The organism is Streptomyces sp. WM4235 (genome assembly GCF_001279725.1).
Taxonomy (GTDB): Bacteria; Actinomycetota; Actinomycetes; order Streptomycetales; family Streptomycetaceae; genus Streptomyces.
In genome coordinates, this window is record NZ_LGDE01000337.1 from 67,567 (window position 1) to 92,939 (window position 25,373).

At 73.5% G+C, this 25,373-nt stretch carries 27 protein-coding genes; 17 read left to right on the forward strand and 10 right to left on the reverse strand.

All coding sequences use genetic code 11. The annotated features are described in order from the left end of the window. Positions 1–122: 122 nt before the first annotated feature. A complete protein-coding gene (locus ADK55_RS21330) occupies positions 123–413 on the reverse strand; it encodes a DUF2530 domain-containing protein (protein WP_053681045.1) in 291 nt (96 codons plus the stop codon). A gap of 137 nt (positions 414–550) precedes the next feature. Here ADK55_RS21330 and ADK55_RS21335 point away from each other — a divergent pair, with 137 nt between their 5' ends. Then, a complete protein-coding gene (locus tag ADK55_RS21335) occupies positions 551–1,978 on the forward strand; it encodes an NCS2 family permease (RefSeq protein WP_053681047.1) in 1,428 nt (475 codons plus the stop codon). Positions 1,979–2,030: 52 nt separating this feature from the next. On the opposite strand, the gene ADK55_RS36640 is transcribed toward ADK55_RS21335, so the two are convergent. Next, entirely contained in the window at positions 2,031–2,213 is a 183-nt protein-coding gene (locus tag ADK55_RS36640; RefSeq protein ID WP_078999227.1) for a ribbon-helix-helix protein, CopG family, read from the reverse strand. A 154-nt stretch (positions 2,214–2,367) separates the two neighbouring features. On the opposite strand from ADK55_RS36640, the gene ADK55_RS21340 reads away from it, so the two are divergent. The 4 genes from ADK55_RS21340 (at position 2,368) to ADK55_RS21355 (ending at position 6,074) form a co-directional block, all read left to right on the forward strand. Continuing rightward, on the forward strand, positions 2,368–2,805 hold the full coding sequence (locus ADK55_RS21340; protein WP_053681049.1) for a MarR family winged helix-turn-helix transcriptional regulator: 438 nt from the start codon (positions 2,368–2,370) through the stop codon (positions 2,803–2,805). 25 nt (positions 2,806–2,830) lie between these two features. Continuing rightward, entirely contained in the window at positions 2,831–4,171 is a 1,341-nt protein-coding gene (locus tag ADK55_RS21345) for an MFS transporter (RefSeq protein ID WP_266970356.1), read from the forward strand. Positions 4,172–4,246: 75 nt separating this feature from the next. Then, positions 4,247–4,816 (forward strand): RNA 2',3'-cyclic phosphodiesterase, encoded by a 570-nt coding sequence (gene thpR, locus ADK55_RS21350; RefSeq protein WP_053681053.1) that lies wholly within the window; start codon positions 4,247–4,249, stop codon positions 4,814–4,816. A gap of 268 nt (positions 4,817–5,084) precedes the next feature. Further along, positions 5,085–6,074 (forward strand): aldo/keto reductase, encoded by a 990-nt coding sequence (locus ADK55_RS21355; RefSeq protein WP_053681055.1) that lies wholly within the window; start codon positions 5,085–5,087, stop codon positions 6,072–6,074. Positions 6,075–6,165: 91 nt separating this feature from the next. On the opposite strand, the gene ADK55_RS21360 is transcribed toward ADK55_RS21355, so the two are convergent. After that, positions 6,166–6,849, reverse strand: a complete 684-nt coding sequence (locus ADK55_RS21360) for a GDSL-type esterase/lipase family protein (RefSeq protein ID WP_053681057.1) — start codon at positions 6,847–6,849, stop codon at positions 6,166–6,168. A gap of 76 nt (positions 6,850–6,925) precedes the next feature. Between ADK55_RS21360 and ADK55_RS21365 the strand changes: the two genes are divergently transcribed. Next, positions 6,926–7,942 carry a hypothetical protein gene (locus ADK55_RS21365; protein WP_053681059.1) on the forward strand — a complete coding sequence of 339 codons (1,017 nt, stop codon included), beginning with the start codon at positions 6,926–6,928 and terminating at the stop codon, positions 7,940–7,942. Positions 7,943–8,118: 176 nt separating this feature from the next. On the opposite strand, the gene ADK55_RS21370 is transcribed toward ADK55_RS21365, so the two are convergent. Further along, on the reverse strand, positions 8,119–9,027 hold the full coding sequence (locus ADK55_RS21370; RefSeq protein WP_053681061.1) for a DUF3027 domain-containing protein: 909 nt from the start codon (positions 9,025–9,027) through the stop codon (positions 8,119–8,121). A gap of 334 nt (positions 9,028–9,361) precedes the next feature. On the opposite strand from ADK55_RS21370, the gene ADK55_RS21375 reads away from it, so the two are divergent. From ADK55_RS21375 to ADK55_RS21390, 4 genes are all read left to right on the forward strand, one after another. Further along, positions 9,362–10,741 carry an MFS transporter gene (locus ADK55_RS21375; protein ID WP_107089260.1) on the forward strand — a complete coding sequence of 460 codons (1,380 nt, stop codon included), beginning with the start codon at positions 9,362–9,364 and terminating at the stop codon, positions 10,739–10,741. 139 nt (positions 10,742–10,880) lie between these two features. Then, on the forward strand, positions 10,881–11,375 hold the full coding sequence (locus ADK55_RS21380) for a hypothetical protein (RefSeq protein ID WP_053681065.1): 495 nt from the start codon (positions 10,881–10,883) through the stop codon (positions 11,373–11,375). Positions 11,376–11,410: 35 nt separating this feature from the next. Next, positions 11,411–12,142, forward strand: coding sequence for a futalosine hydrolase (locus tag ADK55_RS21385; protein ID WP_053681068.1), 732 nt, complete (start codon positions 11,411–11,413; stop codon positions 12,140–12,142). Then, complete coding sequence (locus ADK55_RS21390; RefSeq protein WP_053681070.1) at positions 12,126–12,980, forward strand: 1,4-dihydroxy-6-naphthoate synthase; 855 nt, start codon at positions 12,126–12,128, stop codon at positions 12,978–12,980. The genes ADK55_RS21385 and ADK55_RS21390 overlap by 17 nt, the downstream gene beginning before the upstream one ends. A gap of 79 nt (positions 12,981–13,059) precedes the next feature. Here the strand turns inward: ADK55_RS21390 and ADK55_RS40755 are convergent, their stop codons facing one another. Beyond that, on the reverse strand, positions 13,060–13,443 hold the full coding sequence (locus ADK55_RS40755; protein ID WP_053681072.1) for a cold-shock protein: 384 nt from the start codon (positions 13,441–13,443) through the stop codon (positions 13,060–13,062). Between the two features lie 175 nt (positions 13,444–13,618). Between ADK55_RS40755 and ADK55_RS21400 the strand changes: the two genes are divergently transcribed. Then, positions 13,619–13,879 (forward strand): hypothetical protein, encoded by a 261-nt coding sequence (locus ADK55_RS21400; RefSeq protein WP_053681074.1) that lies wholly within the window; start codon positions 13,619–13,621, stop codon positions 13,877–13,879. A gap of 24 nt (positions 13,880–13,903) precedes the next feature. Here ADK55_RS21400 and ADK55_RS21405 read toward each other — a convergent pair whose 3' ends face one another. Together ADK55_RS21405 and ADK55_RS21410 are read right to left on the reverse strand one after the other, a co-directional pair. Continuing rightward, positions 13,904–14,557, reverse strand: a complete 654-nt coding sequence (locus ADK55_RS21405; protein WP_053681077.1) for an HAD family hydrolase — start codon at positions 14,555–14,557, stop codon at positions 13,904–13,906. 96 nt (positions 14,558–14,653) lie between these two features. Continuing rightward, positions 14,654–15,667 (reverse strand): hypothetical protein, encoded by a 1,014-nt coding sequence (locus tag ADK55_RS21410; protein WP_053681078.1) that lies wholly within the window; start codon positions 15,665–15,667, stop codon positions 14,654–14,656. A 130-nt stretch (positions 15,668–15,797) separates the two neighbouring features. On the opposite strand from ADK55_RS21410, the gene ADK55_RS21415 reads away from it, so the two are divergent. Together ADK55_RS21415 and ADK55_RS21420 are read left to right on the forward strand one after the other, a co-directional pair. Next, positions 15,798–18,254, forward strand: a complete 2,457-nt coding sequence (locus ADK55_RS21415) for a helicase C-terminal domain-containing protein (RefSeq protein ID WP_053681080.1) — start codon at positions 15,798–15,800, stop codon at positions 18,252–18,254. A gap of 366 nt (positions 18,255–18,620) precedes the next feature. Further along, positions 18,621–19,907, forward strand: coding sequence for a hypothetical protein (locus tag ADK55_RS21420; protein WP_053681083.1), 1,287 nt, complete (start codon positions 18,621–18,623; stop codon positions 19,905–19,907). On the opposite strand, the gene ADK55_RS38735 is transcribed toward ADK55_RS21420, so the two are convergent. After that, positions 19,904–20,194: a hypothetical protein gene (locus ADK55_RS38735; RefSeq protein ID WP_053681086.1), complete on the reverse strand. Its 291-nt coding sequence runs from the start codon at positions 20,192–20,194 to the stop codon at positions 19,904–19,906. The genes ADK55_RS21420 and ADK55_RS38735 overlap by 4 nt on opposite strands. 9 nt (positions 20,195–20,203) lie before the next feature. On the opposite strand from ADK55_RS38735, the gene ADK55_RS21430 reads away from it, so the two are divergent. The 4 genes from ADK55_RS21430 to ADK55_RS21445 all read left to right on the forward strand — a co-directional run bounded on the left by ADK55_RS21430 (position 20,204) and on the right by ADK55_RS21445 (position 23,831). Further along, positions 20,204–20,896, forward strand: a complete 693-nt coding sequence (locus ADK55_RS21430; protein ID WP_053681088.1) for an HAD family hydrolase — start codon at positions 20,204–20,206, stop codon at positions 20,894–20,896. Between the two features lie 36 nt (positions 20,897–20,932). Beyond that, the gene (locus ADK55_RS21435; RefSeq protein WP_053681092.1) at positions 20,933–21,517 is read left to right on the forward strand and encodes a hypothetical protein; all 585 of its coding nucleotides are present in this window, start codon (positions 20,933–20,935) and stop codon (positions 21,515–21,517) included. A gap of 331 nt (positions 21,518–21,848) precedes the next feature. Next, on the forward strand, positions 21,849–23,492 hold the full coding sequence (locus ADK55_RS21440) for a DNA repair helicase XPB (RefSeq protein WP_053681094.1): 1,644 nt from the start codon (positions 21,849–21,851) through the stop codon (positions 23,490–23,492). A gap of 57 nt (positions 23,493–23,549) precedes the next feature. Next, entirely contained in the window at positions 23,550–23,831 is a 282-nt protein-coding gene (locus ADK55_RS21445) for a type II toxin-antitoxin system RelE family toxin (RefSeq protein WP_053681095.1), read from the forward strand. Here the strand turns inward: ADK55_RS21445 and ADK55_RS21450 are convergent. Together ADK55_RS21450 and ADK55_RS21455 are read right to left on the reverse strand one after the other, a co-directional pair. Further along, complete coding sequence (locus tag ADK55_RS21450; protein ID WP_234350188.1) at positions 23,733–24,767, reverse strand: glycosyltransferase family 87 protein; 1,035 nt, start codon at positions 24,765–24,767, stop codon at positions 23,733–23,735. The two genes, ADK55_RS21445 and ADK55_RS21450, sit on opposite strands and share 99 nt — an antisense overlap. Positions 24,768–24,897: 130 nt before the next feature. Continuing rightward, complete coding sequence (locus tag ADK55_RS21455; RefSeq protein ID WP_053681097.1) at positions 24,898–25,083, reverse strand: hypothetical protein; 186 nt, start codon at positions 25,081–25,083, stop codon at positions 24,898–24,900. Between the last annotated feature and the right edge of the window lie 290 nt (positions 25,084–25,373).

Here is a 25,373-nt window from a genome sequence, read left to right on the forward strand (position 1 = left end):
GGCCTTCGAACGCTTCACCCGCCGAGCAGGACGAAGATCCGACTTCGGGATGACCCGAATCCTCCCTCGGGACTCCCCTCGCCCTCGGCGAGGGCGACGAAGGGGGACTGGACCCCGGGGACCTACCGTGCTCCGGCCGCGCCCGTCCCGCCGGCTTCCGCGGCCTGCTGTTCCTTGTGGCGCTTGATCGCCGCCTCGCGACCTCGGGCGTACCAGATGCCGAACAGGCCGAGGGCCGCGCCGGCGAGCGGGGTCCAGACCCACCACAACATGCCCCGGTCGGCGAACCACCCGTAGAAGGGGAGCTGAACGAGGAAGAGGACGAACCAGATGATCGTGCCGCCGACGACGGTCGCGACGACGGGGCCCTCCAGGGGCTCGGGGGCCTCGTGCTGTGCGGTCCATTTCGCCATGTGTCCAAGTCTAGGCGGCGCGAATCGCGGTCTACGCGCGGAGATGGACGCTCCGTCGCTCATGTGTTCATACTGAAACGGTTTGCCTGCGACCGGATTTACTCGTACGAACCACCAAATGACCCCTTGAGGACCGCATGAGCACCTCGGCACCCGCCGCGGCCCCCACCAACGCCCTGGATCGCCACTTCAAGATCTCGGAGCGTGGTTCGACCGTCGCCCGCGAGGTCCGGGGCGGCCTGGCGACCTTCTTCGCGATGGCCTACATCATCGTGCTCAACCCGATCATCCTGGGCAGCGCGAAGGACATGTACGGCCACCAGCTCGACGGCGGCCAGCTCGTCACCGCCACGGTCCTGACGGCCGCGTTCTCCACCCTGCTCATGGGGGTCATCGGCAACGTCCCCATCGCGCTCGCGGCCGGCCTCGGCGTCAACACCGTCGTGGCCCTCCAGCTCGCCCCCCGGATGAGCTGGCCCGACGCCATGGGCATGGTGGTGCTGGCCGGCTTCGTCGTGATGCTGCTGGTCGCGACCGGCCTGCGCGAGCGGGTCATGAACGCCGTCCCGCTGGGCCTGCGCAAGGGCATCGCGATCGGCATCGGCCTGTTCATCATGCTGATCGGCCTGGTCGACTCGGGCTTCGTCACCCGCATCCCGGACGCCGCGCACACCACGGTCCCGCTCCAGCTCGGCGGCAACGGCCACCTGGACGGCTGGCCCGTACTGATCTTCGTGCTCGGCGTGCTGCTCACGCTCACCCTGCTGATCCGCAAGACCCCCGGCGCGATCCTGATCTCCATCGTCGTCATGACCGTGATCGCGGTCGTCGTGCAGTTGGTCGCCGACCTGCCGGGCCTCGCCTGGGGTCTGACCGTGCCGGAGTGGCCCGGCAACCCGGTGGCCGCGCCCGACTTCGGGCTCGTGGGTCAGGTCAGCCTCTTCGGCGGCTTCGAGAAGGTCGGGATGCTCACCGGCGTCCTGTTCGTCTTCACCGTGCTGCTGTCCTGCTTCTTCGACGCCATGGGCACCATCCTGGGCGTCGGCGACGAGGCCAAGCTGACGCGGCCGGACGGCACCTTCCCCGGCATCAACCGGGTGCTGCTGATCGACGGGCTGGCCGTCGCCTCGGGCGGCGCGACCTCCTCCTCCGCCACCACCTGCTTCGTGGAGTCCACGGCCGGCGTCGGCGAGGGCGCCCGCACGGGCCTGGCGAACGTCGTGACGGGCGGCCTCTTCGCCGTGTCGCTGTTCCTCACGCCGCTGGCGACCATGGTGCCGTCCCAGGCGGCGACCCCCGCGCTGATCGCGGTGGGCTTCCTGATCCTGGCCGGATCGATCAGGGACATCGACTGGAACGACTTCACCATCGCCGTCCCGGCCTTCCTGGCCATGGTGATGATGCCCTTCACCTACTCGATCACGAACGGCATCGGCATCGGCTTCATCAGCTTCTGCGTCCTGCGCCTGACGACCGGCCGGGCCCGCGAGGTCCCGCCCGCCATGTACGTCGTCGCGGCGGTGTTCGTCTTCTACTACGCGATGCCCGCGCTCGGCCTGACGTAGCCCGAACGGACCAACCGGCCCGGACATCCTCACGGAGCTCACGGGGGCACCCTCAGGTGAGCCCGTAGAACTTCTCCGTCTCGTCGACGGCCGTCTTGAACCGCTCGTCGAAATCATCGCGAATGAGCGTCCGGACCACATAGTCCTGGACGCTCATTCCGCGTTTGGCCGCATGAGTCCGGAGGCGTTCGAGCAGCTCCCCGTCTATGCGCATGCTCAGCACATGTGTCCCCATGCCGAAAGAGTCGGGGCACGAGCCGTGAACGCGGGTCGCTTTTCGGAACCAACTCACCCGTACGAGTGACAGTGACGCAACCCGCGCATGGTGTGAGGTGTGACGCCTGAAACCGGGTGTTCCTTAGGAAGAGTAATGAGTTATTCTAAGGAACATGCCCGACCTTTCCCACGGTGACGACGCCGCCGCCGTGAACGATCTCCGCTCCGCCGTCATGCGGCTGGGCCGCCGACTCAAGCACCAGCGGGTCGACGAGTCACTGAGCCCGACCGAGATGTCGGTGCTCGGCACACTCGCCCGCTGCGGCCAGGCCACCCCCGGTGAACTGGCCCGGCGCGAGCACGTCCAGCCGCCGTCGATGACCCGCATCGTCGCGTTGCTGGAAGCCAAGGGACTGGTCAGGCTGGAGCCGCACCCCGACGACCGCCGCCAGAAGGTGGTCAGCCAGACCGAGGAGGCCGAAGCGATGCTCGAAGAGAGCCGTCGCAAGCGCAACGCCTTCCTGGCCGGGCTCGCGGCCGAGCTGACCGAGGACGAATGGGCCAAGCTCCGCGAGGCCGCGCCCGTCCTGGAGAAGCTCGCGCACCTGTAACCGCACACGCCAGGAGGCGACACTTTTGAGTACGGGAACCGGAGCAAACTCCGCACCCGGCCACATATCCACCACCGACGACGCGACTGGGCACAAGCAGTCCATGTTCAGCTCGCTGAAGATCCGCAACTACCGGCTCTTCGCCACGGGACAGGTCGTCTCGAACACCGGCACCTGGATGCAGCGCATCGCCCAGGACTGGCTCGTCCTCTCCCTGACCGGCTCCGCCTCGGCCGTCGGCATCACCATCGCCCTGCAGTTCCTGCCGATGCTGATGTTCGGCCTCTACGGAGGCGTACTCGCCGACCGGCTGCCCAAGCGGCCGCTGCTGCTGGCCACCCAGAGCGCCATGGGCCTGACCGGCGTCGCGCTCGCCGCGCTCACCCTGGCCGGCAACGTCCAGGTCTGGCACGTGTACCTCGCCGCCTTCCTGCTCGGCCTCGTCACCGTCGTGGACAACCCGGCGCGCCAGACGTTCGTCTCCGAGATGGTCGGCAAGGACCAGGTCGCCAACGCGGTCAGCCTGAACTCCGCCAACTTCCAGTCCGCGCGGCTGGTCGGTCCGGCCATCGCCGGCGTGCTGATCACCGCCGTCGGCTCCGGCTGGGCCTTCCTGCTGAACGGGCTGTCCTTCGCCGCCCCCATCGCCGGCCTGCTGATGATGCGGACGAGCGAACTCCACCCGGTGGTGCCGCAGCCGCGCGCCAAGGGACAACTGCGCGAGGGCCTGCGCTACGTCGCGGGCCGACCGGAGCTGATCTGGCCCATCGTGCTGGTCGGCTTCATCGGGACCTTCGGGTTCAACTTCCCGATCTGGCTGTCGGCCTTCGTCAGCGACGTCTTCCACGGCGACGCCGGCACCTACGGGCTGTTCAACACCCTGATCGCGGCCGGCTCCCTGGCCGGCGCCCTGCTGGCGGCCAGGCGCGGCCACTCCCGGCTGCGGGTGCTCGTGGCGGCCGCCGTGCTGTTCGGGCTGCTGCTCACCGTGACCGCGTTCGCACCGGGGTTCTGGCTGTTCGCGGCGCTGCTCGTGCCCATCGGCATGTTCGGCCTGACGGTCAACGTCACCGCGAACTCCAGCGTGCAGATGGCCACCGACCCCGAGATGCGGGGCCGCGTCATGGCCCTGTTCATGATGGTGTTCACCGGCGGCACCCCCGTGGGAGCACCGCTGGTCGGCTGGATCACCGACACGTACGGGGCGCGCGCCGGCATGGCCGTCGGCGGTCTGATCTCCCTGGCCGCCGCCCTCGCCATCGCGGTGGTGCTGTCCCGGGTCGGCAACCTGCGCCTGCACGTGAGCCGGCGCGGAGTGGCGTTCGTTCCCTCGGACCGCACCCGCGAACTGGTCGCCGCGGCCTGACCCGCGCCGCCTCCGCCGCCCCGATCCGGCCGGCGGAGGCACCCCCGGCCGGACCGGTCGCGCTAACGTCGGGGCATGAGGCTGTTCGCCGCCGTGATGCCGCCCCCACCCGCCGTCGCCGCGCTGCGGGACGCCGTACGGGCCCTGCCGCACGAACCGGGCCTGCGCTGGACCGCGGAGGCCGGCTGGCACTTCACCCTCGCCTTCATGGGCGAGGTCCGCGAGACCGTGCTCCCCGACCTGCACGCCCGCCTGGCCCGCGCCGCCGCGCGCACCGAGGCGTTCTCGCTGCGGATCCACGGCGCGGGGCACTTCGGGGCGAACACCCTGTGGGCCGGGGCCGCCGGCGGGCTCGACGGGATGCGGATGCTCGCGGAACGCGCGGACGCCGCCGCCCGACGGGCCGGGGTCCCGATGGAGCAGCACCACCGGTACACGCCCCACCTGACCCTGGCCCGCGGCCGGACCGGCGGCGGCGTGGACCTGGGCCCCCTGCTGGAGTCCCTCGCCGGCTTCGAGGGCGCGCCCTGGCGGGTCGACGCCCTCAGCCTCGTGCGCAGCGACCTGCCGGTGAGCGGGATCCCGGGCGAACAACCCCGCTACGAGGTGGTCGGCGCCTGGCCGCTGGCCGCGGCGACCCGCTGACCGCGGTGCGTGGCGCCGGGGCGTGGCCCGGCATGACCCACGTCTCGTGACCCCCGGCCCGAGGGCCGGGTGCCGCCGCGTTAGTCTCGACGGGTGGATCCGAAGACCAGAAACCGTGTCATGGCCGGTGTGCTCGTGTTGATGTTCGTCGTCGTCGCCGTGGCGGCGGCCGTCGGCCAGTAGCCGCCCGCCCCTTCCGCTGCCGTGCCAAGGCCTGCCGCACGGCAGGCCTTGCCTGGAGTGGACTCGAAGCAGTTGGCTTGTGCCCATGAAGTACACACAGCTCGGACGCACCGGACTCAAGGTCAGCCGACTTGTACTCGGCACGATGAACTTCGGTCCGCAGACAGACGAACCGACCAGCCACGGAATCCTGGACGCCGCCCTCGACGCGGGTCTGAATTTCGTGGACACGGCCAACGTGTACGGGTGGGGTGAGAACAAGGGCCGCACCGAGGAGATCATCGGCACCTGGTTCGCGCAGGGCGGTGGCCGGCGCGAGAAGACGGTCCTCGCCACCAAGGTCTACGGCTCCATGTCCCGCGAGGGCGACACCTGGCCCAACGAGGACCGCCTGTCGGCGCTGAACATCCGCCGGGCCGTCGAGGCCAGCCTCAAGCGGCTCCAGACCGACCACATCGACCTCTACCAGTTCCACCACGTCGACCGCCGGACCCCCTTCGAGGAGATCTGGCAGGCCGTGGACGTGCTCATCCGGCAGGGCAAGATCCTCTACGCCGGATCCTCCAACTTCCCCGGCTACAAGATCGCCCAGGCGAACGAGACGGCCGCCCGGCGCGCGATGGTCGGCCTGGTCAGCGAGCAGTGCCTCTACAACCTCGCCGAGCGCCGCGCGGAGATGGAGGTCATCCCGGCCGCCGAGGAGTACGGCCTCGGGGTCATCCCCTGGTCCCCGCTGCACGGCGGCCTGCTGGGCGGGGTCATCAAGAAAGAGGTCGAGGGCGGCCGGCGCGCCTCCGGGCGGTCCGCGGACGCGCTGGCCAACAGCACGGTCCGGGCCCAGGTGCAGGCGTACGAGGACCTGCTCGACAAGCACGGCCTGGAGCCCGGCGAGACCGCCCTGGCCTGGCTGCTCACCCGGCCGGGTGTGACGGGCCCCATCGTCGGCCCGCGCACGGCCGAGCAGTTGGAGAGCGCCCTGCGCGCGCTGGAGCTGGAGCTGGGCGAGGAGGTGCTGGCCGGGCTGGACGAGATCTTCCCCGGGCCGGGGCCGTCCCCGGAAGCCTTCGCCTGGTGATCCGGTAGTACATCGGCCGTCGCCCCCGTCGACGGGGGCGACGGCTCCGGCCTCAAGGTCGGCCGACCTGTACTCGCACGTGAGGGGCGTGTCACAGGCCCCGGTAGGGGCCGCCGATGCCCCACGCCTGGTGCAGGGCCGCGGCGAACTCCCCCGCCAACCGGTGCTCCCCGGAGGCGTTGGGGTGCGTGCCGTCGTAGGTGTCGCGGTGGATGTCGTACGCCTGCGGGCGGGCGGCCAGCAGGATCGGCGAGGCGTCGGTGGACAGGTCGGCGACCGCTTTCGCCAGCAGCTCGTTGAAGCGCGCGACCTCGGCGGCGAACGGTGCGTCCGACTCGGCCCGGACGTTGGGGATGACGGGCAACAGGACCATGCGCACACCGGGGTGGGCGGCGCGGGCCCGCGCGACGAAGAGGCGGACGTTGTCGGCGGTCTGCTCGGCCTTCGTGTAGAAGCCGAGGTCGATGAGGCCGAGCGAGACCAGCAGGACGTCGGCCCGGCCCTCGCGGACGGCCGGTCCGATGAGCGGGGCCATGTGCTGCCACCCCTCGCCCCAACCGGCAAGGTGCCGGCGGGCGGCGGCGGGGAAGCCCGGGTCGGCGTACTCGTGGCTGGTGGGTGCGTCGGTGAGGGTGTCGTACACCTCGCCGCGCGGGCCGACGATCGCGTACGGCCCGCCCATCGTGGCGTTGAGGTGCTGCCACATCCGGTAGCGCCAGGTGTAGTCGCCGGCGCGTCCGATGGTCATGGAGTCGCCGACGAACATGAAACGCATCCGGTCATCATCGCGGATCATGCGACAGGTACCCCTGTGATGCCGGACACGCGGCAGGGGCCGGCAGGCTTGGGGGATGCGCCTGCTCCCGACGTTGACCGCCTGCTCCGCCGCCCTCGTCCTCGCCGTGCCGGCGGGACCGGCCGCGGCGGCCGACACCCCCTCCGGGTTCACGATCACCGACCCCCGGATCAAGGAGTCCAGCGGGCTGACGGCCAGCCGGATCCACCCGGGCGTGTACTGGACGCACAACGACAGCGACGACGGTCCGTACGTGTACGCCGTGGACTCCGCGAGCGGGAGGACCGTGGCCCGGGTGACCCTCACCGGGATCGGCCGGCCGCGCGACGTCGAGGCCATCTCGCTGGGGCCGGACGGGCAGCTGTACGTCGGCGACGTCGGGGACAACAAGGGCGGCACCTGGGACCACGTGTGGATCTACCGCTTCCCCGAGCCGAAGGTGCTGGCCGACGCGACGGTCAGGGCCGAGCAGTTCACGGTGACGTACGCCGACGGGCCGCGGAACGCGGAGGCCCTGATGGTGCATCCGGTGACGGGGCGGGTGTACATCGCGAGCAAGGACGAGAACAAGGGCGGTCTGTACGAGGGGCCGAGCCGGCTCACCACCGGTGCGCCGAACGTGTTCCGGCGGGTCGCGGACCTGCCGTGGGTGACCGACGGCGCGTTCTCGCCGGACGGCGGCGCGCTGACCCTGCGCGGGTACTTCTTCGCGCGGACGTGGGCGTGGAAGGACGGCCGGCCGGTGGGCTCCGGCGAGGGGGTGGCCGCACCGTGGCAGGGCCAGGCGGAGTCGGTGACGTACACGGCGGACGGCACGGCGCTGATGTTCGGGGCGGAGGGGGCGGGCAGCCGGGTGGTGGCGGTACCGGTGCCCGCGCGGGCGGGCGCCGCCCCGGCTCCCTCCGGCGGCACCCGGGCGCCGGCCCGACCCGGGTCGCCGGCCGCGGCGTCGGAGACGCAGGGCCCGCAGGACAAGGGCAGCTTCGCGAAGGGCGCCCTGGTGCTGGCGGGCGGGACGGTCCTGGTCATGGCGGGACGGCGGCTGGTGCGCCGCCGGACGCCCAAGGCCTGACGGCGGCACGGGCCTGACGGCATCGCAGGCCTGACGGTTCGTACGGCGCGGGGCAACGTCCGTCCGCCGCCGCACCGTTCGACCCCGACCGTTCGACCCCGAACGGGCGGCGCGCTCACCCGACCGGGCGAACGGCCCCCTGGACGGGGGCCGGGTCGCCGGGCGGGGCCGGCCCGTCAGGAGTGGCCGAGGTCCGCGGGGGTGAGGTCGCCGCTCGGCACCGAGCCGGTGTCGCGGGACGGCCGCAGGGGGAACTCGTCCGAGGCCATCGAGTCCAGCACCGGCGGCGCGGGACGCAGCGGCTTCGGCATGACCGCGGCCTCCGAGTGACCGCCGCAGCCGTAGGACAGGGAGACCAGCCGGCCGTCCGCGGGACCGAACTCGTTCGCGCAGACCCCGAAGGCCTGGCCCAGCGAGCCGCCGATCGCGACGAGGAACCCGCACGACACGCAGGAGGCGGGCGCCGCCTGGGCCATCGGGGTCTTCGCGCCGAACGCCTCGTCCCAGCGGTCCGCCGCGCTGTGCAGGCCGTAGCGGGACAGCACCCGCGCCCGCCGCATGCCCAGTTCCTCGGCCACCGAGGTGATGGAGCCGCGCACCGGCACGACGGTGCGGTCGGTGACGTCCGCGTCCTCGGCCTCGACCAGTTCGGCCATCTCGGTGGACACGACCGAGTTCGGCGGCGGCGCGTCCTCGCCCGACCAGCCGGACTCCAGCCGAAGGTCCTCGGCGTCGGTGGGCAGCAGGTCCCCGGGGCCCATGTCCCCGGGCCGCAGCCGCTCGCTCCACGGCACCCACTCGGGCGCCAGCAGGGCGTCGTCGCCCGGAAGCAGCACCGTTTCGTCGAGGGTGACGTTCTTCGCACGGGAGGCCCGGGTCACGGTGACGGCCCAGCGCCAACCGCGGTAGCCGGGATCCTTGCACTCGAAGAAGTGCGTGACGACCCGGTCGCCCTCGGCGATGACCGAGAGGTGCTCGCCCACCACTCCGGGGGCGGCGGCTTCCTCGGCCGCCGCGCGGGCGAGGTCTACCGCCTCGGCGCACAGGCGGTCGGGGGTACGGCTTCGCGTCGTCGCAGCACTCACAGGTCTCGTTCTCTCCTACGCCGTCTCACGAGTGCGCCGTCCGTACTGTCGTCCACAACGACCCGTCGGCTGTCCCTACGTAGCGCGGGCGGAGCGGACCAGAGGGCCGCGTCGACGTCCACGCCCGATCGGGTCCGGGCGCACCTACCTGCGATCCATTCTGCGGGATCACGAAGAGGCGCGCGGCCAGAGCAACCGCCGGTGGCGCGCTACGCACGCTACCTCCTCCGAAGCCTTCGGCCCACATGCAAGGTCCGATTCGCGGACAACCCAAGACCGGCCACGGGGTCCGAAACGCGCCGGGGGCCGTTCGGGAGGCGTCCGAGGGGGCCGAGTGGGGCACTATGGGCCCGTGGCACCCGTACGGTCGTCCGACGACGGCTCGGGACCGGCCAAGCGGGCCGGCCGGGCTGTCGGGCGCGCCCTGCACCTGCCCATCACCGGCACGGCACGCGGGATCCGGCGGGCCACGCACGCCCACGGGGCCGGCGAGTCGGGGCTCGGCAGACTCATCGAACTCCACGCCATCAACGGCGCCGGCGACGTCATGATCACCGTGGCGCTGGCCTCCACGGTGTTCTTCTCCGTCCCCACGGACGAGGCGCGCGGCCGGGTGGCGCTCTACCTCGCCATCACCATGGCCCCCTTCACCCTGCTGGCCCCCGTCATCGGCCCGCTGTTGGACCGACTGCCGCACGGTCGGCGCGCCGCGATGGCCGCGGCGATGCTGGCCCGGGCCCTGCTCGCGGTGATGATGTCCGGCGCGGTGGCCACCGGCGGACTGGAGCTGTACCCGGCCGCCCTGGGCGTCCTCGTCGCGTCGAAGGCGTACGGCGTGGTCCGCAGCGCCGTGGTGCCCCGACTGCTCCCGCCGAAGTTCTCCCTCGTCAAAGCGAACTCCCGGGTCACGCTGGCCGGCCTGCTCGCCACCGGGGCCGCCGCGCCGGTCGCGGCCGGACTCCACACGATCGGTCCGCCCTGGCCGCTGTACGGGGCGTGCGCGATCTTCATCTGGGGGACCTTCGCCGCGTTCGCGCTGCCGCACAAGGTCGACGAGGCCAAGGGTGAACGGCGGGCCCGGCTGTCCACGCACGAGGCGCACTCGCGCAAGCCCGGTCTGCGGACCGTGAGCCGTCCGGTGCTGTGCGGGCTGATGGCCAACGCGGCCATGCGCGGACTGTCCGGGTTCCTGATCTTCTTCCTGGCGTTCCTGCTGCGCGACCACCCGCTGGCCGGCCAGAGCGCGGCGGTGTCGCTGGGCATCGTGGGCGTCGCGGCCGGTCTGGGCAACGCGGTCGGCACGGCGGTGGGCGCGTGGCTGCGCGCCCGGGCGCCGGAGACCATCATCGCGGCGGTGCTGTCCCTGACCCTGGGGGTCGCGGTCCTGGCGGCCGTCTTCGTCAGCGGTCTGTTCATGGCGGTGCTGGCGGCCACGGCGGGGTTCTGCCAGGCCCTGGCGAAGCTGTCGCTGGACGCGATGATCCAGCGGGACGTCCCGGAGGCGGTGCGCACCTCGGCGTTCGCCCGCTCGGAGACCCTGCTGCAGATGGCGTGGGTGCTGGGCGGCGCGATCGGGATCGCGCTCCCGCTGAACGGGGTGCTGGGCATGGCCGTCGCGGCGGCCATCGTCGCCGCCGGCACCACGATGGCCCTGCGCGGCGTCCTCACCTCCCCGCGCAGGCCGCAGGGTTCCGCGCGGGCCCGGGTGGCGTAGTCGCCGGGCGCGCCGACCGCCGGGCCGGCCCCGGGCGGACCGCCGGGGCGGCGCCGTCCGGGCCGGCGGCGGAGCCACGCGCACCGCCGGAGGACCCCCGTGCGGCGACGAGGCCGGGCGGCCCGATAGCCTTCGGCTCATGACCGCACCGCTTTTCTCGGGTAGGGCCCGCCGCAGCGTCGCGGCCCTCGGAGCCGTGTCCGCCGGCCTCCTCCTCCTGTCCGCCTGCGACAAGCCGACGCCGCTCGCGACGGTGACCGTCGGCACGTCCTCGGTGTCCGCCGAAGCCGCCTGCCAGAACGACGGCAAGGAACTCTCCGTGGACAAGGTCCAGGAGTGCCTCACCAACGTGAAGGAAGCCAAGACCGTCGAGTACGGCCGCGGCGACACGCTGCGCCTCGGTGTCGAGCCCGAGGTCGTCGAGGACGGCAGGCAGTGGCAGGCCCTCCTGGACGGCCAGCCCATCACCGAGCCCTCCTCGAACACGTACCGCAGCTTCAGCGGCGCCGACGTCTTCGCGACCGGCGGCCAGGGCGAGGCGCCCACGTCGAAGATGCTCGGCTTCGTCCAGGTGGGCGAGGGCGGCAAGCCGCTCGCCGTCTGGGCGTTCAAGCTCAAGCTCAAGTCCAACTAGCCGGCTCCACGCAGTACTCGGCGAAGGGCAGCAGGGTGCGCGCGCTCATCGTGACCGCCGTGGCCGCGGAGGCAGACTCCGTGGTCGCCGGTCTCACCCCTCATCCGGACCCGGCCACGCCGGACCCGCGCACCCTGTCCCGCGGCGGCTACCTCGTCACCCGCCGGGACCTGCCCGGCCTCGCCGTCGACGTGCTCGTCGGCGGCGTCGGCCCGGCCGCCGCCGCGGCCGCCACGGCCACCGCGCTCGCGCTGGCCGACTACACGCTCGTCGTCTCCGCCGGCATCGGCGGCGGGTTCGCGCCCGCCGCCCCGCTCGGCACGCTCGTCGTCGCCGACGCGGTGGTCGCCGCCGACCTGGGCGCCGACACACCCGACGGGTACCTGTCCGTCGACGCGCTCGGCTTCGGCCGGAGCGCGCACCTGCCGCCCGCCGAACTCGCCGCCCGCGCCGCCGAGGCGACCGGGGCGCTGCTCGCCCCCGTCCTCACCGTCTCCACCGTCACCGGCACCGCCGCGCGGGCCGCCGAACTCGCCGCCCGGCACCCGCTCGCCGGCGCGGAGGCCATGGAGGGCTTCGGGGTGGCGGAGGCGGCCGCCGCGCACGGGTTGCCGGTGCTGGAGGTCCGCGCCGTGTCCAACGCGGTCGGACCCCGTGACCGTGACGCCTGGCGGATCGGGGACGCGCTGGCCGCGTTGGGCGACGGCTTCCGCGCGCTGGGACCCGTACTCGCCCACTGGGGAGGACAGCATGAACAGCACAGGTGAGCCGCTCCGCATCGCCTATTCGCCGTGCCCGAACGACACGTTCGTCTTCGACGCCTGGGCGCACGGCCGGGTCCCCGGGGCGCCCGAACTGGACGTCACCTTCGCCGACATCGACGTCACCAACGGCATGGCCGAGCGCGGTGAGCTGGACGTGCTGAAGGTGTCGTACGCCGTGCTGCCCTGGGTGTTGGAGGAGTACGCGCTGCTTCCCTGCGGCGGGGCGCTGGGGCGCGGCTGCGGACCGCTGGTCCTCACCCGTGAGCCCGGGGTGGACCTGACCGGCGGGACCGTCGCCGTGCCGAGCGAACGGTCTACCGCCTACCTGCTGTTCCGGCTCTGGGCGGCGGACGTGCTGCCCGAGGGGGTCGGCAAGGTGGTCGTGCTGCCGTTCCACGAGATCATGCCCGCCGTGCGCGACGGCCGGGTGGACGCCGGACTGGTCATCCACGAGGCCCGGTTCACCTATCAGGACTACGGGCTGCACCGCCTCGCCGACATGGGCGAGCACTGGGAGTCCACCACCGGCCTGCCGATCCCGCTCGGGGCGATCATCGCCAGACGCTCGCTGGGCGCCGACACGCTGCGCGCGCTCGCCGACGCGGCCCGCACGTCGGTCCGGATGGCGTGGGAGGACCCCGAGGCGTCCCGGCCGTACGTGCGCGCGCACGCGCAGGAGCTGGACCCGAAGGTCGCCGACCAGCACATCGGGCTGTACGTCAACGAGTTCACCGCCGACCTCGGCGACGCCGGGTACGCGGCCGTCCGCGGGCTGTTGACCAGGGCCGCGGCCGAGGGGCTGGTTCCGGCCATCGGGCCGGACGCGCTGGCCTTCCCGTAGCCGCGAGAGGTACCGAACCGACCGCGCCCCGCCGCTCTTTCGAGTGGCGGGGCGCGGTCGTGCGCGGAGTCGACGGGGGTCAGACGTCGAGTTGGTCGGCGACCGCCCGCAGCAGGCCGGCGATCTTCCCGCCGTGCACCTTGTCGGGGTAGCGGCCGCGTTCCAGCATGGGGGTGATGTTCTCCAGCAGGGTCGTCAGGTCCTGCACGATCGAGGCGAGCTCGTCCGGCTTGCGGCGCTGAGCGGCCGCGACCGAAGGCGTCGGATCCAGCACGGTCACCGAAAGTGCCTGGTCACCGCGTTGTCCCGCGACGACACCGAACTCGACCCGCTGGCCCGGCTTGAGGGCGTCCACCCCGGCAGGCAGCACCGACGAGTGGACGAAGACGTCGCCGCCGTCGTCGCGGGAGAGGAAGCCGAAGCCCTTCTCACTGTTGAACCACTTGACCTTGCCGGTAGGCACGTCCGTCCTCTGTCCTTGTACTCGTCGGGTCCGGGACACGCGTGGGCGGTTCCGGATAGCAGCGCGGCGGGTCCCCTGACCCGCCACCTCCAGGCTAGTGCTCCGGAATCCGGAGACAAGTCGTTCGCCGGTCCTTCGCGCTCCGCCGCTTCGGCCAGGGAACTACCCTGGTGGGGTGACTGTTACTCCTCATCCCGACGACGACGCGGCCCGGCCCGGCGACGGACTGGTCAAGGCCGGCGGCATCGTGTTCATCGCCGGCGCCGTCGCCACGCTCGCGACGATGGCCCCGCTCTTCCTCGACACCGACCCGTTCCCCTCGTACGCGTGGGCCGTCTGCATGCTGATGGGCGTCGGCTTCGCCATCTCGGCGGCGGGCGTGCTCCGCTCGGCCGCGGCGCAGCGCAAGGCGGCCCGGGCCTCCCAGGCCGCCTGAGGGCGTCGGCGTGCGCGGACGGGCTCAGACCTCGCGCGTGCGGACGTACTCCGTGAGCCACCGCGGCAGCGCGGTGAGGTCGGGGAGCACCACGTCGGCGCCGGCCGCGCGCAGCTCCGGCTCCGGGCAGGGGCCGGTCGGCACGGTCACCGAGACCGCGCCGGCCGCGCGGGCACCGCGTACGTCGCCCACGTGGTCGCCGACGTAGACCTGGGCGCCGTACTCGCGCAGGGCGACCGCCTTCGCCTCGGCCCACAGCCAACCGACGACCGCGTCCGGCTCGATGCCCAGGTGCCTCAGGTGCAGGACGGCGTTCGGCTGGTGCTTCGCCGTGACCACGATCGCGCGGCCGCCGAGCGCCTGGACGGCCTCGATCGCCTCGCGGGCGCCGGGCATCGCCGGGGTGGGGTCGATGGCGTGTGTGGGATAGATCTCCCGGTAGCGGTCGGCCATCGCCGGGATCTCCGCCGCCGGGAACCAGTTCGCGAGCTCCTCGTCCAGCGGCGGACCGAGCCGCGTGACCGCCTGGTCCGCGTCGATGAACGTACCGGTCTCGGCCGAGAGTGCCTGGTAGGCGGCCTTGATGCCGGGGCGCGAATCGATGAGGGTCATGTCGAGGTCGAAGCCGACCGTCAGCAGGGGGACGGCGGGCGCGGCGGACGCGGTCTCGGAGCTCATGCCGCCATTGTGCCGAGCCGGACCACGCGGGCGGGAACGCGGGCCGGGGCCCGTCTTGCCGGTCCGTGAACACCGGCGGGGTCCGAAGGACACCTCCTACCTGCGGCGCGCCCGCCACGCCAGGTAGAGCGCGGAGGCGACGCCCGCGACCCGGGCCAGCCACGGCCACATGTCCTGGAACACCCCGGACATCTGGTCGCCGGCCAACGCGTCGCCCCAGCGGCCGTCGCCGCGGCCCCACAGCCACACCACCGCCCCGGCGAAGACCGCGCCGGGTACGCCGAACACCACCGCCTTGCGCTCGGTCGGCCCCAGCACCCGCGAGGCGTACGCGAGGAGCCAGCCGCCCACGAGGAGCAGCCAGTAGCCGGTGACCGCGCCGACGACGAGCACCACGGCCGCCAGCAGCAGGAAGGCGTGCGGTTTGGGGCGGGCGACGGCGACGACCTCGGCGGCGGGTTCGGCCGCCGCCGCCTTCCGCTTCCGCCTGCGTTCGCGCAGGAAGCTCACGAGGGTTTTTGTGCGGGACTCGGGCGGTCCGGGCGGCTGCTTGGGCGGCGGCGCCGTGCCGGCCGGGTCCTCGTCCTCCTCCGGGTCCCTGAAGAGGTCGGGGATCTCGATCCCGCCCGCGAAGCCCTCGACCTGCGGCCCCCCGAACCCGCCCGGTCCGCCCGGGGACAGCCGCCACCAGTCGGGCTCGGCGTCTCCCCCGTCACCGAGCTCGTCGAGCCCGGCCAGGTGCGGCGGCACGTTCTCGGCGGGGCGCGGCTGCGGGGCGGGTTTGCGGCGCAGGCCCGTGCGCTGCGTCGGCACGGCGGGCGACGGCTCGGGGGCGGGGTCGGGGCGCGCGGGGGCGGCGGAGGTACCGGACGCCGGCCGGCTCAGGGTGCCCAGCGTGTCCAACACCTCCTCCGGCGTGCCGATCCGCTCCAGGATGCGCCGTACCGCCGCCGGGGTCTCCGGTTCGTACTTGGCGCGCCGACGGTCGATCTCGTCCCGCAACCCCGACACCAGCCGCATCCGGTCACCCGACGGCAACTGCCGCCGCTGCGCCAAGTCCCCGACCCTGCTGAGATATTCGTAGACCAGTTGGTCGCTCTCGATGCCCACGCCCCGACTCCTCCCGTCCCGTCTGTCCCGAAGGTAGCGCGTGCGCCCGTGGAGCCGGCGCGGGCACAGCGGATACCGTTGACCGGATGGGGACCGGCCGACGACCGGCCGACGTGACCAGGAGGCGACAGTGCCCGAGCCAAGCAACGCCGCGGGAGCTGCCGGAACCGCGGCGAGCGCCCCGCGCTCCCTCGCCGAGGCGCTGCGCGCCCGCGACGACGTGGCGCTCGCCGCGCTGCTGCACGCCCGCCCGGACCTGCTGAACCCGGTACCGGGCGATGTGACCCAGCTGGCCACCCGGGCCGGTACCCGGGCGTCGGTGCTGCGCGCCCTGGACCGGCTGGACCGGTTCGCCCTCCAGACGGCGGAGGCCCTCGCGGTCGCCCCGGACCCCTGCCCGTACCCGGTGCTGGAGGCGCTGCTGACCGGCGACACCGGGACCGCCTGCGCCGAGGACAACGGAGCCCGTGCCGCCCTCCCCCGGGCCCTGGGCACCCTGCGCGACCAGGCCCTGGTGTGGGGGGACCACGAGCGGCTGCGGTTGGTGCGCACCGCCCGGGAACTGCTCGCCCCGGCCGCCGGCAGACCGTCCCCGACCGGGCTGGGCCCGACGGTCGCCGAGGCCACCGCGGGGATGTCCCCGACCCGGGTGCAGGAGATCGTGGCGGCGGCCGGGCTGCCCGCCACCCACGACCCGGTGTCGGCGGTGACCGCGCTGACCGGGCTGTTCACCGACCCGGAGCGCATGTCGGCGCTCCTCGACGAGGCGCCGGCGGAGGCGCACCAGGTGCTGGGGCGGCTCGTGTGGGGGCCGCCGTACGGGGAGGTCACCCCGAACCCGACGCCGCCGGTGCGCTGGCTGCGGGACCGGGGGCTGCTGCTGCCCTCCTCGGCGCGGACCGTGGTCCTGCCTCGCGAGGTGGCGCTGTACCTGCGGGGCGGGCTCGCGCACCGCGTGACGGAGCCGGTGGCGCCCGCGGTGCCCGCGCACCGCGAGCACCGTCCACAGCTTGTGGACGCGAACGCGGCGGGGCAGGCGCTCGCCGCGCTGTCGACCGTCGAGGAGCTGGTGAAGTCCTGGGAGCACGCCGGGCCGGCGGTGCTGCGAGCCGGCGGGCTGTCCGTACGGGACCTCAAGCGGGCGGCGTCGACCCTGGACGCCACCGAGACGTCGGCGGCGTTCTGGATCGAACTCGCCTACGCGGCAGGCCTGTTGGCGAGCGACGGCGAGGCCGACGAGCGGTACGCGCCCACCCCCGCCTTCGACGACTGGTGCGAACTCCCACCCGCGGAACGCTGGTCGACGCTCGCGCGGGCCTGGCTGCCCGCCACCCGAACCTCCGCCCTCGTCGGCGAACAGGACGGCAAGGGCCGCACCCTGGCGGCCCTCGGCCCGGACCTCGACCGGTCCGCCGCACCGGAGGTCCGCCGCCGGGTCCTCGACCTGCTCGCCGAACTGCCCGAGGGCGGTTCCGCCGACCCGGACACCCTCTTCGCCCGGCTCGCCTGGGAACGCCCGGTGCGCGGCACGAGCGATCTGCGCGCCCGCCTCGCGCACTGGACCCTGACCGAAGCCGAGGTCCTCGGCGTCACCGGCCGCGGCGCGTTGGCCGCCTTCGGCCGGGCCCTGCTCGAACACCGCGACCCGGCGCCGCTGCTCGCCCCGCTGCTGCCCGAGCCGGTGGACCACGTCCTGCTCCAGGCCGACCTGACGGCGGTGGCCCCCGGGCCGCTGCGCCGCGGGATCGGCGACGTCCTGGCCACGCTGGCCGACGTGGAGTCCAAGGGCGGGGCGACGGTGTACCGCTTCACCCCGGGTTCGGTGCGCAGGGCCCTGGACTCCGGGCACACCGCCGTCGACCTGCACGCCTTCCTCGCCGAGCACAGCCGCACCCCCGTCCCGCAGCCGCTGGCGTACCTGATCGACGACGTGGCGCGGCGGCACGGACACCTGCGCGTGGGCGCCGCCTCCTCGTACGTGCGCTGCGACGACGACGCCATGCTGGGCGAGATCCTCGCCGACAAGCGCTCCGCCGGACTGGGGCTGCGCCGGCTCGCGCCCACGGTGCTGGCCGCGCAGGCCGACCCGACGGTGCTGCTCGACGGGTTGCGGGCGATGGGCTACGCCCCGGCCGCCGAGTCCCGTACCGGCGACGTGCTCGTCGCCCGGGCCGACGCGCACCGCACGCCGGCGCGTTCGGCGCCGACCCCGGTACCGGACGGGCCGCCGGTCCCGGACGCGACCCTGCTCGGAGCGGCCGTACGGGCGATCCGCGCGGGCGACCTGGCGGCGACGGCGGTCCGCAAGGAACCCGCGCCGGCCGCGGGCCTCGCCGGCGCCCCGGGCGAACTCCCGCGCACGAGCGCGGCGGAGACCCTGGCGACGGTGCAGGCGGCCGCACTGACGGGGTCGGCGGTGTGGATCGGGTACGTCAACGCGGAGGGCGCGGCGAGCCAGCGCGTCCTCGCCCCGGTGCGGGTGGAGGGCGGCTTCGTCACCGGCTACGACCACACGGCCGACGAGGTGCGCACGTACGCGCTGCACCGGATCACGGGTGTCGCGGAACTGGCGGAGGACCAGGTCTAGAGGCGGAGGACCGGGGCCCGGGGGTCATGTCCGGGGGCCGGGGGCCAGGTCTGGAGGCCGGGGACCAGGTCTGGAAACGGCCGAGACGATTCCGTTATCGCAGGTCAGAGGGCATGGAGGGGCTTGCGGAGGCTGTTGCGCGACGGTGACGTTTCGACGACGGATCAGAGATGCGCCGCGTGTGAAGATCAGTTCATCGCAGCAGCGACCGGGGGGAACGAAGCCGGGCCGCCGGCGAGATCCCGCACCACCGGACCGGCGTTCCACCGCCCGGCCACCTCGTTCGGCCGTTCCCACCTCTGCTCCGCCTCTGGCCTCTCGGCCGCCACTGCCGTCTGATCCTGTTGATTCCCGGGGGAATTCACCATGTCCGCTCGCACCGTCGCCCGCCGCACCCTGCGCACCGCCGGCTCCACCGCCGTCGTCGCCGCCATCGCCGGTACGGCCCTGATGCCGCTGTCGGCCCACGCCGAAGAGGGCGCCCCCCGGGCGCTGAAGACCACGATGAGCGCACCGGTGCCGAGCGGCCCGCTGGCCCGGGGCGGAGCCACCGAGACCTTCGACCTGACGGTGACCAACCCGACGGACAAGGCCTCCTCGTACCACCCGTGGCTGCTCCTCGACCACACCGGCGACATCCCGCTCCAGCAGAAGGACGTGGTCTACAAGATCGCCCCGGTGGACGCCCCGGCGACCGACTCCCGCATCGGACAGCAGGACGGCCAGTGGCAGGGCCTGTTCCACCCGGCCGGCAAGTCCGCCGGCGACGGCTTCCTGATCCCGGCCGGCGGCAGGATGACCTGGAAGGTCACCATCGGCCTGGGCACGAGCTACCCGACCCACGACGGCGACTTCACGCTGGTCGCGGCGAGCTCCGCCGGCGAGATCTCCCAGGGCAACGAGGCCTCCCTGACCTTCAAGACCGTCCCGGTGGGCAAGCCCGGCAAGCTGGACGCCTCGTTCGTCAACGAGGGCCCCTGCGAGGGCGGCTCGGCACCCGACTGCCGGGAGATGGACCTGCGCCTGCGGTCCACCGGTGACGGCGTGCTCGGCTCCGACCTGGCCTCCTGGCTCCAGCTCGACGCCCCCGGCCAGTCGGACGCCGACCTCCGGGCGCGCGTCAAGGTCGACGGCGTGTGGAAGGACCTGAAGGGCGACGGGCACACCTTCAACCTGCCGGTCATCCCGAAGGGCTTCGGCGCCGCCTCCGGCGACCGCGTCACGCGCGTACAGATCAAGCTCGGCCCGAAGACGGGGATCAAGAAGCTCACCCCGGTCACGGTGCGCGCGTCGATCGGTCTGGCCGAGGACAACACCTACCCGTTCCTGGAAGCCGACCGCAAGATCGAGCTCGGCCCGAAGCCCTCGCCCACCGCCCCGACCCCGACCGGCTCCACGACCACCACCCCCGCGCCGACGAAGCCCGCACCCGGCGCGCCGAAGCCGACCGGCTCCGCGACCACCGCCCCGGCGGCCCCGGCCACCGCCCACACCCCGGGCACGGCCAACGCCCCGGCCGCGACCGGATCCCTCGCGCACACCGGCGCCGACTCCGACACCGGCCTGTACGCCGGGCTCGCCGGCGTCCTCGTCGCCCTCGGCGGCGCTGTCGCCTGGATCGGCGCCCGCCGCCGACGCGCCGCCCGCGGCTAGTCCCGACCACCGCGGTCGCCGCGGCCGCTGTTGCCGCTGTTGCCGCTGTTGCCACTGTTGCCGTCGCAGCCGTTGTCGTTGCCGCCGTTGTCGTTGCCGCCGTTGCCGTTGTCGTTGCCGTTGTCGTTGCCGTTGCCGTTGCCGTTGCCGGCGTAACTGTCGCCGAGTGTCTCCCTGTCGTACCGCGGCGCCCCCGGAGGGGCCGGCACACCACGTGCCGGCCCCTCCGGCGTGCTCGCCGCGATCCCCCGCTCCGGCCGCTCCGGCCGCTCCGGCCGCTCCGGCATGATCCACCGGTGACCAGTCCAGCCGCCGCACCCCTTCCCGCCTCCCGTCACGTCCTGTTCGACGTGGACGGCACGCTGATCGACGCCGTCGCCAACCAGCGCCGGGTCTGGGAGACCTGGGCCGCGCGGTACGGCCTGGACGCCGACGAGGTCCAGGCGGTGGCCCTGCGCACCCGCCCGATGGAGACCTTCGCGGCCGTCGCCCCCGACCACGACCCGCACGCGTGCCTGGCCGCGCTGCACGAGCTGGAGGACGAGGACGTCCGGTCCGGCGTCTACGAGGCTTTCGACGGCGCGGCCGAGCTGTTGACCGCGCTTCCCCCGGGCAGTTGGGGGCTGGTGACCTCCAACTACGAGCACCGGGTACGCGGGCGCTTCGACCGGACGGGCCTGCCGGTCCCCCCGGTGCTCGTGGACGCCGCCGCCGCCACCGAGGGCAAGCCCTCCCCCGCGCCGTACCTGCTGGGTGCCCGCCGGCTCGGCGCGACGCCGGCCCGGTGCCTGGTCGTGGAGGACGCCCCGTCGGGCATCCGGTCGGGGCTGCGCGCCGGCATGACCGTCTGGTCCGTCAACGCCCCCGCCCCGGCGGCCGGTGCCCACCGCCACTTCCCGACGCTGCGCGAGGCCGTCCCCGCCATCCTCGCCTTCGTCGCCTCCACGGCAGCCCCGACGCACCCGGCCCCCACCCCTCCCCCTGCCTGACGGCGGCCTGAGGGCCGCCGGGTTACCGTCGAGCCCGTGGACGGCGGCATGGGCGGTGACATGGACACGGGTGAGGGCGTGGACGGGGGTGCGGGCATGAGCCGGGGTGCGGGCGTGAGCCGGGGTGCGGGCGTGGACGCGCGGGTCGTGCGGGAAGACAGCGTGGTCGTGGCGGAGTTCGGCGCGCTGGAGGACTGTGGGGGACGGCCGGTCCGGTTCGCCGTCCGGCGGGCGGCCGCGGACGGGACCTGGCTGGTCGAGATCGCCCCGCACGTGCTCGGCGTGGCGCGCGCCGAGGACCTGCGGCACTTCGCCCACGGCATCCTCGACACCCTCGCGGCCGGGGCCGGCGAATCCGACTTCCTGGACCTGTACGACGACGGCCGCACCGAGGCGACGGCGGTCGTCGGCTTCGACGAGGACCTGCCGTACGTCATCGTCGACGCCTACACCCACGTCTTCGGCCCCGCCCGGGATCGGATCGACGCCCCGCCGAGCGGCGAGGCAACGCACGCCAACCCGGTCGCCACCGCCCACCTGGAGGTGGTCAGCGCCTCCCGCGCCGACCCGCGGGCCCTGGAGTCCGGCGCCCGCGCCCTGCTGGCCGCACTCAACGGCTGAGCGGCACCGGACGTACCCGCCCCCGCCACCCACGCCCGACCGGGAGCCCGGCGAGCCCAGGCGCGCTCGCACCACGCCCCGGCCCCGTCGGCTGCCCGGCACCCCCGGCCCCCTCGGCCCCTCGGCCCCGTCGGCCGCCCCGGCCGCCCCGGCACCGGACGTACCCGCCGGCTGACCCCGCCCGGTCCGGAGCCCGCGGTGCCGGGGGGCGGGCTCGCGGGCCGCGTCCCGGTCCGTCGGCCCCAGAACCACCCCGCCCGCGGAGCGATGCGGCAGACTGGAGGTTTGGCCGTCCGCGTTCGGGCGGTCGCCACCACCGGAAGGGACCTCTGTGAACGGGCCTCTCATCGTCCAGAGCGACAAGACACTCCTTCTCGAGGTCGACCACGAGCTCGCCGGCGCCGCGCGCCGGGCCATCGCCCCGTTCGCCGAGCTGGAGCGGGCCCCCGAGCACATCCACACCTACCGGATCACCCCGCTCGGCCTGTGGAACGCCCGCGCGGCGGGACACGACGCCGAGCAGGTCGTGGACGCCCTCGTGGAGTTCTCCCGCTACCCCGTCCCGCACGCCCTGCTCGTCGACGTCGCCGAGACCATGGCCCGCTACGGCCGCCTCACCCTCTCCAAGCACCCCGTCCACGGGCTGGTCCTGACCAGCACCGACCGGCCCGTGCTGGAGGAGATCCTGCGGTCCAAGCGGATCATTCCGCTCGTCGGCGCCCGGCTCGACCCCGACACCGTGGCCGTACACCCCTCCGAGCGCGGGCAGATCAAGCAGACCCTGCTCAAGCTGGGGTGGCCGGCCGAGGACCTCGCCGGGTACGTCGACGGCGAGGCGCACCAGATCGACCTGGTCGAGGACGGCTGGGCGCTGCGCCCGTACCAGCAGCAGGCCGTCGAGGGCTTCTGGCACGGCGGCTCCGGCGTGGTCGTGCTGCCCTGTGGCGCCGGCAAGACGCTGGTCGGCGCGGGCGCCATGGCGATGGCCAAGGCGACCACGTTGATCCTGGTCACGAACACCGTCTCCGCCCGCCAGTGGAAGCACGAGCTGATCAAGCGGACCTCCCTGACGGAGGAGGAGATCGGCGAGTACTCCGGCACCCGCAAGGAGATCCGGCCCGTCACGATCGCCACCTACCAGGTGCTGACGACGAAGCGGAAGGGCGTCTACCCGCACCTGGAGCTCTTCGACTCCCGGGACTGGGGCCTGATCCTCTACGACGAGGTGCACCTGCTGCCCGCGCCGGTCTTCAAGTTCACCGCCGACCTCCAGGCCCGCCGCCGCCTCGGACTGACGGCGACGCTGGTGCGCGAGGACGGGCGCGAGTCGGACGTGTTCTCGCTGATCGGGCCCAAGCGGTTCGACGCCCCCTGGAAGGAGATCGAGGCGCAGGGCTACATCGCCCCGGCTGACTGCGTCGAGGTGCGCGTCAACCTCACCGACTCCGAGCGGCTCGCGTACGCCACCGCCGAGACGGAGGAGAAGTACCGCTTCTGCGCGACGACGGCGACGAAGCGGAAGGTCACCGAGGCGCTGGTGCGCAAGCACCAGGGCGAGCAGACGCTGGTCATCGGGCAGTACATCGACCAGCTCGACGAACTCGGCGAGCACCTGGACGCGCCCGTCATCAAGGGCGAGACCTCCAACGCGCAGCGCGAGAAGCTCTTCAACGCCTTCCGCGAGGGCGAGATCAGCGTCCTCGTCGTCTCCAAGGTGGCGAACTTCTCCATCGACCTGCCCGAGGCGACGGTCGCCATCCAGGTGTCCGGCACCTTCGGCTCCCGGCAGGAGGAGGCACAGCGCCTCGGCCGCGTGCTGCGCCCGAAGGCCGACGGCCACGAGGCGCGCTTCTACTCGGTCGTCGCCCGCGACACGATCGACCAGGACTTCGCCGCACACCGCCAACGCTTCCTGGCCGAACAGGGCTACGCGTACCGGATCATGGACGCCGACGAGCTCCTGACCAACGACTGAGGGGGGTCGGGGCGGGGCACTACGCTGGAAGTGACCCGCCCGGGCAAGGAGAGACGCATGGCGCACCAGGAGATCTACGAAGTCCTCTTCACGGAGTCGGCGGGCCGCGATCGGGACCGGCTGGACCCACCGCGCCGGGCGTCCTTCGACAAGGCCCTCGACATACTGGCGCGTGACCCCTACACGGAGTTGTCCCGGCCGATAGGCGCGGGCGAACAGGATCGTGAGATCCGGCTGACGTCACAGATCGTGGCGGAGTACATGGTGTCGCGCGGGCGTCTGCTGCTCGTGGTGCTGCGGGTCTTCGACGACGCGGACATCCTCCTCCCCGAGGGCTGATCTCGGGGAGGGCACCCCGTCCCGGGCCTCGCCCGATGCCTCAAACGATGCCTCGCCCGGGACCTCTGCCGGGGTCTCCTCCGCGATCGACCCGGCGACCCACCCCGCGACCGACCCCGCGACCGATGCGGCAACCGATACGGCGGTCTGCCCGGGGGCCGTGTCCGGGCGGCCGTGCGCCCTGTGTCGGCGGGCGCGGTGCTCACGGTGGGCCCGGCGGACCGTACGCGCGAGGTACGCCAGCAGCGGGACGCACCACACCCACAGGGGCGGCCAGTCCGGCAGCAGTGCCAGGCCGCTCGCGGGAAGGTGGCGGGTCCAGAACTCCGCGGAGGCCTGCGGGAGCACGAGCAGGCCCAGCAGGCCGGTACCGGCGAACGCGGCCAGGGCCGTCAGGCCGGTCCGGACGCGGCCCGCCAGCAGCAGGTACGCGATGAGGACCGCCGGGGTCAGGGTGATCCCCGCGGCGGTGCCCAACGCGAATCCCCGGCCCAGCGCGGCCGGGGGGCGGCTCAGGTCCCAGACGGCGAGGCAGGCCAGCGCCAGGTTGATCTGACCGGGCAACGGGGCCTGGAACAGCGGCTCCAGCCACAGCCCGGCGATGGTCGCGGCCAACACCGGACCCGGCCGTGCGCGCAGCCCCGCGAGGCGGCACGACAGCAGGATCAGCAGGGCGAGCAGCCCGGCGCTGCCGAGGAGGAGCACGGCTCTCAGCACACCGGTCGGCAGCCAGGCGGCCGGCGTGAACAGGATCGCCGCGAACGGCGGATAGGCGGCCGGCGGATGCCACTCCGCGGCGGAGAAACCGCGTGCGAGCGCGTCGGCCATGGGGACGCGCAAGGCGATGCAGAGCACGCCCAGCGCGAGCAGCGAGCCCGTCACCAGCACGCCGGCGAGGAACGACGGCAAGCGGTCGGGGGCGGGACTCCGGGTCACGAAGCGTGACCCTAGTGGATCAGCGGTGGGCCGCAGTCGGATCAGGCCACGGCCCCGGTGCGGGCGAGCCGTCGGAACCGGGCCGGGGGGACGGGGTACGCGGACGCGCCGGCGAGGCGCGGCGTCCTCGTCAGCGGCGTATGACGCCCGCGTCCTCGGCGTACTCGCCCAGGACGACGACGCTCACCGCGGTGGCGGCGAAGACCTTGGCGGCGCGCAGGAGGCTGCCGACGCCGAGGCGCGGACGGGAATCGGAAGTGGCGGTGGCCCCGCTCGGGAGGCCGCCCCGGATCGGTGTGAAGGTTGCGGTGCTCATGTATCCATGATGCGTTTTCGCCCTGGATGTCACATCGGCCGCGGGACGGAATCACCAGGGCTTCCGTGTCCTCCTCAAGGCGCAGGTCACCCCCGAGTCCCCCTACCCGAGGTCTGACACACGCGGGTATGACACCCGGACGGGCGTCCCGCCGGGGGAACCTCCACCCCGCGAAACCCGTTCGCGCACCACCCCGACCATGACTAGAATCTCCGCTCTTGCCGCCTCCCGCCGCACCGGGGAGAGCCGCCCGCCGCACGGAAACCGGCGGGCATCTGTCCGTTCCGATC